Consider the following 4,450-nt stretch of genomic DNA (forward strand, 5'->3'; position numbering starts at 1 on the left):
CGGCTTCCTCGTGCGCTACAAGCCCGACACCACTCCGATCACGGGGTACGAGTCGGAGCCGTACCACCTGCGGTACGTCGGGACCCAGCTCTCACGGGTCGGCGGCTCGGCGGGGGACCGGGCTCGGGAGCAGGGGAAGCGGCTATGTCACCAGGCGGGGGTGGGAGACCCGTCAGACGGGCCTCCGAAAGCGCTCCGAATAACAGTACGGTAACGAGCGGCGCGTGTCACGCCCGATCGTGTCCGTCTGTGATCGCTAGACCGCCTAGGAAGTGGTCCCCGGCGCGTAATCGGGCGCATCCGGAAGGCCGAAGACGCGCTCGAGCGTCTCGATGCCGGAGTCGTGCAGGTACCCGGAGAGCTGGGTCCCGACGTACCGCAGGTGGTACGGCTCCGACTCGTACCCCGTGATCGGAGTGGTGTCGGGCTTGTAGCGCACGAGGAAGCCGAAGCGGTGGGCGTTGGCGCCGACCCACTGCCCCTCCGGAGTGTCGCCCCAGCAGATCTCGAGCGCGCACGCGCCCGACGCTCCCACCACGTCGACCGCCCAGCCGGTCTGGTGCTCGCTGTGCCCCGGGCGCGCACTCGTCGCATCCGCTCCCGCCTGCCCGCGTGAGGACACCCAGCCCGCGTAGACGCTGACCTGGGTGTCGTAGGAGCGGTAGGCGCTCTGCACGGCCAGTGAGAGGCCGGCCTCGGAGCCGGCGGCGGCGAAGAGCGGCACGAGGGCGTCCGCGGTCGCCTGGCGCATCGGCTGCCGGTTGACGTAGGGCACGTCGGGGAAGGTCAGGTCGGCGGGGACGTAGTCGACCGGCGCGAGCGTCCGCAGCTTGTTGACGACGACCCAGGTGCTCGCCGGGTCGTCGACGGACTGCGCGGTGAGGTCGATCCCGGTGGGAGTGGGAGTGGGAGTTGGCGTGGGAGTAGGAGTAGGCGTGGCGGTCTGCTCCGCCGTGGGCGCCGAAGTGGTCGCGGCGGCGGAGGGCGACGGAGCGGGCGGTGCCGTCGAGGGGGTCGGCGAGGGCGCCGGCGCTCCGTTCCCGATGGCGGCTCCGACCCCCAGGGCGGTCAGGCCCGCCGCGGCGGCCACACCCCCGATGACCAGGGCTCGGCGGCGGACGGGGCGCCCACCGGTCGGCTCGTTCTCGTTCGACGTCATCCTCCGAGCCTAGACAGACCCGTTCCTGCGCATCTGCTGAAGCACCGGCGATCGGTTCTGTCCACCCGTGCCCCTCCACGCGGGTCGCGCATATCCTCTAAGGATTCACATAAGCAGACCCCCTAGCTTGAGTGACAGCCACGACTCCGCGTGCGACCGCCCCCTCGGCCGCACGGCCCCCCACGGAGCCGTCGATGGAAGGACCCCATGCTCCGACCCCTCACCGCACCCTCCGTCCCTCTCGCCGCCCTCGCTCGGACGCTCGAGGTCGGCGACGAGGGCGGCCTGACGGCCGAGATCAGCGGAGTGACGCTGATCGCCTCCGACGTCGAGCCCGGCGACCTCTTCGTCGCCCTGCCCGGGGTCAACCGCCACGGGGCCGAGTTCGTCGAGCAGGCCGTGGCCCGCGGCGCCTCCGCCGTGCTGACCGACACCGCGGGCGCCGATGCCGCGCGCGCGACGGGTCTGCCCGTCCTCGTGGTCGACGACCCCCGCTCCCGCCTGGGCGCCGTCGCCGCCGCCGTCTACGGGACGGCCGAGCGCTCCCCCGTGCTGCTCGGCGTGACCGGCACCAACGGCAAGACGTCGACCGTCCACATGCTCGAGGGGATCCTCCGCCAGCTCGGCGTCGTGCCCGGCCTCAGCTCGACCGCGGAGCGTCACATCGGCGACACCTCGGTGACCAGCGGCCTGACCACCCCGGAGGCGACGGAGCTGCACGCGCTCGTCGCCCGCATGGAGGAGGAGGGCGTCGGCGCGGCCGCGATCGAGGTCAGCGCCCAGGCGCTCACCCGCCACCGCGTCGACGGCGTGGTCTTCGACGTCGCCGGCTTCACGAACCTCAGCCACGACCACCTCGACGACTACGGCGACATGGACACCTACTTCGGCGAGAAGGCCCAGCTGTTCCAGCCCGATCGCGCGCGCCGGGCCGTCGTCTCGCTCGACTCCCCCGCGGGCGCGCGCCTCGTCGAGGTCGCCGGCGTGCCGGTCACCACGATCACCTCCCTCCCGGGCGTCGACGCCGACTGGACCGTGACGGTGCTCGAGCAGGAGTTCGGCCGCACCCGCTTCCGGATCGGGAACCGCGAGGGCCGTGCCATCACGACCTCCGTCCCGATCATCGGCACCCACATGGCCGCCAACGCCGGACTGGCGATCGTGATGCTGATCGAGTCCGGTCGGCCGATCGGCGAGATCCGCGCCGCGCTGCACCGCGACGGCGGAGTGGACGCCTCCCTCCCCGGCCGCACCGAGCGCGTCTCCGGCGACCGCGGCCCCACGGTGTACGTCGACTTCGGCCACAGCGCCGACGCCTTCGCCCGCACCCTGGAGGCCGTCCGCGAGGTCACTCCCGGCCGCGTGGTCATGGTGTTCGGCGCCGACGGCGACCGGGACGCGCTCAAGCGCCCGGCGATGGCCGAAGCCGCCGTCCTGGGCAGCGACGTGCTGGTCGTGACCGACCACCACCCGCGTTTCGAGGACCCGGCCTCGATCCGGCGCACCCTCGTCGGGGCCGCCCGCGCCGCACGTCCGGACGCCGAGATCCACGAGGTCGACGACCCCAAGCGCGCCATCCGCGTCGCCGTCTCCCTGGCGCACGAGGGCGACGCCATCCTCTGGGCCGGCCCCGGGCACCAGAACTACCGCGACATCCTCGGCGTGCGCACGCCGTACTCGGCCCGAGCCGAGGCCCGCGCAGCGCTCCGTGAGGCCGGCTGGGCGGACGAGGCGGTCCCCGCTCCGGCCTGATGCACGGCCCCGGCACGGCGGCCCTGAGATCCCGTTCAGGCTCGCCGGACGCTCTGTCGCGCTCTCCGCACGCGGTGTAACTTTGCGCAGCACGCAACGTTTGCGGCGGATCGCCGTGCCTGGACGCGTCCGCCAGACAAGGGGACCACCGTGGCCGACTCCGCCTCCGCTCCATCCGCTCCGACCTCGACGCCGTCCGGCGCCGTGATGTCGCACCGGCAGATCCTGTTCGTCATCTTCGGCCTGATGGCGGGGATGTTCCTCTCCTCGCTCGACCAGACCATCGTCGGCACCTCGATGCGCACCATCGCGGACGACCTCGACGGCCTCTCGCAGCAGGCGTGGGTGACCACCGCCTACCTGATCGTCTCGACGATAGCGACGCCGATCTACGGCAAGCTCTCCGACATCTTCGGACGCCGCCCGCTCTACCTGATCGCGATCGTGCTGTTCCTGATCGGCTCGACGCTCGCCGGCTTCTCGACCTCGATGCTCGGCCTCGCGGGCTTCCGCGCCGTGCAGGGCCTCGGCGCCGGCGGACTCATGTCGCTCGCGCTCACGGTGATGGGCGACATCCTGCCCCCGCGCGAGCGCGCCAAGTACCAGGGCTACTTCCTGGCCGTCTTCGGGATCTCCAGCGTCGTCGGACCGCTCATCGGCGGCCTGCTCGCCGGCACCCCCGAGATCCTCTTCATCACCGGCTGGCGCTGGGTCTTCCTGATCAACCTCCCGATCGGCGCCGTCGCGCTCTTCATCGTCGTGCGGTTCCTCCACCTGCCCAAGCCCGCCGGCAAGCGCTCGGTGCGGATCGACTGGTGGGGCGCCTCCCTCGTCGTCATCGCCGCGGGCCCGCTGCTGCTGATCGCCGAGCAGGGCCGCGAGTGGGGCTGGGGCTCGCCGATCGCGTGGGTCTGCTACATCGTCGGCGCGCTGGGCGTCATCGGCTTCATCGCGGCCGAGCGGATGATGGGCGACGACGCGCTCATCCCCCTCAAGCTCTTCCGCTCGCCGACCTTCTCGATGGCGACCGTGCTGGGCGTCCTCGTCGGCTTCGGCATGTTCGGCGGCATGATGGCGATCCCGCTGTACCTGCAGCTGGTGAACGGCGCCACGCCGACCGAGTCCGGCTTCCTGATGCTGCCGATGATCCTCGGCCTGATGATCGCCTCGATCGTCTCGGGTCAGATCATCTCGCGCACAGGCCGCTACCGCGCCTTCCCGATCGTCGGCACCTTCCTGATGTCGGCCGCGTTCTTCTACTTCACCTTCGTGACGATCGACAAGCCGGTGGTCTTCATGATGGGCGGGATGCTGATGCTGGGCCTCGGGCTCGGGCAGATGATGCAGACCCTCACCCTGGCCTCGCAGAACTCGGTCGACGTGGCGAACATGGGAGTCGCGACCAGCGCCTCCACGTTCTTCCGCCAGATCGGCGGCACCCTGGGCACCGCCGTGATCTTCTCGGTGCTCTTCAGCCGCATCCCCGACACCATCGCCGCGGCCTTCAAGAACCCGGCGCTCGCGGCGGATCTGCAGCGG

The 4,450-nt window shown here is 71.5% G+C and carries 3 protein-coding genes and 1 pseudogene; 3 read left to right on the plus strand and 1 reads right to left on the minus strand.

The window, feature by feature from the left end:
* A pseudogene (locus C5C27_RS16625) lies at window positions 1-214 on the plus strand (D-alanyl-D-alanine carboxypeptidase family protein); the annotation flags it as partial.
* Between the two features lie 51 nt (window positions 215-265).
* Here C5C27_RS16625 and C5C27_RS16630 read toward each other — a convergent pair.
* A complete protein-coding gene (locus tag C5C27_RS16630; RefSeq protein WP_104314955.1) occupies window positions 266-1,159 on the minus strand; it encodes a D-alanyl-D-alanine carboxypeptidase family protein in 894 nt (297 codons plus the stop codon).
* A 207-nt stretch (window positions 1,160-1,366) separates the two neighbouring features.
* Here C5C27_RS16630 and C5C27_RS16635 point away from each other — a divergent pair, with 207 nt between their 5' ends.
* Window positions 1,367-2,911 carry a Mur ligase family protein gene (locus C5C27_RS16635; RefSeq protein ID WP_104314956.1) on the plus strand — a complete coding sequence of 515 codons (1,545 nt, stop codon included), beginning with the start codon at window positions 1,367-1,369 and terminating at the stop codon, window positions 2,909-2,911.
* Window positions 2,912-3,118: 207 nt separating this feature from the next.
* On the plus strand, window positions 3,119-4,450 hold a 1,332-nt coding region (locus C5C27_RS16640), incomplete at its 3' end, for an MDR family MFS transporter (protein ID WP_146079733.1).

Source organism: Rathayibacter sp. AY2B7 (assembly GCF_002931635.1).
Classification (GTDB): Bacteria; Actinomycetota; Actinomycetes; order Actinomycetales; family Microbacteriaceae; genus Rathayibacter.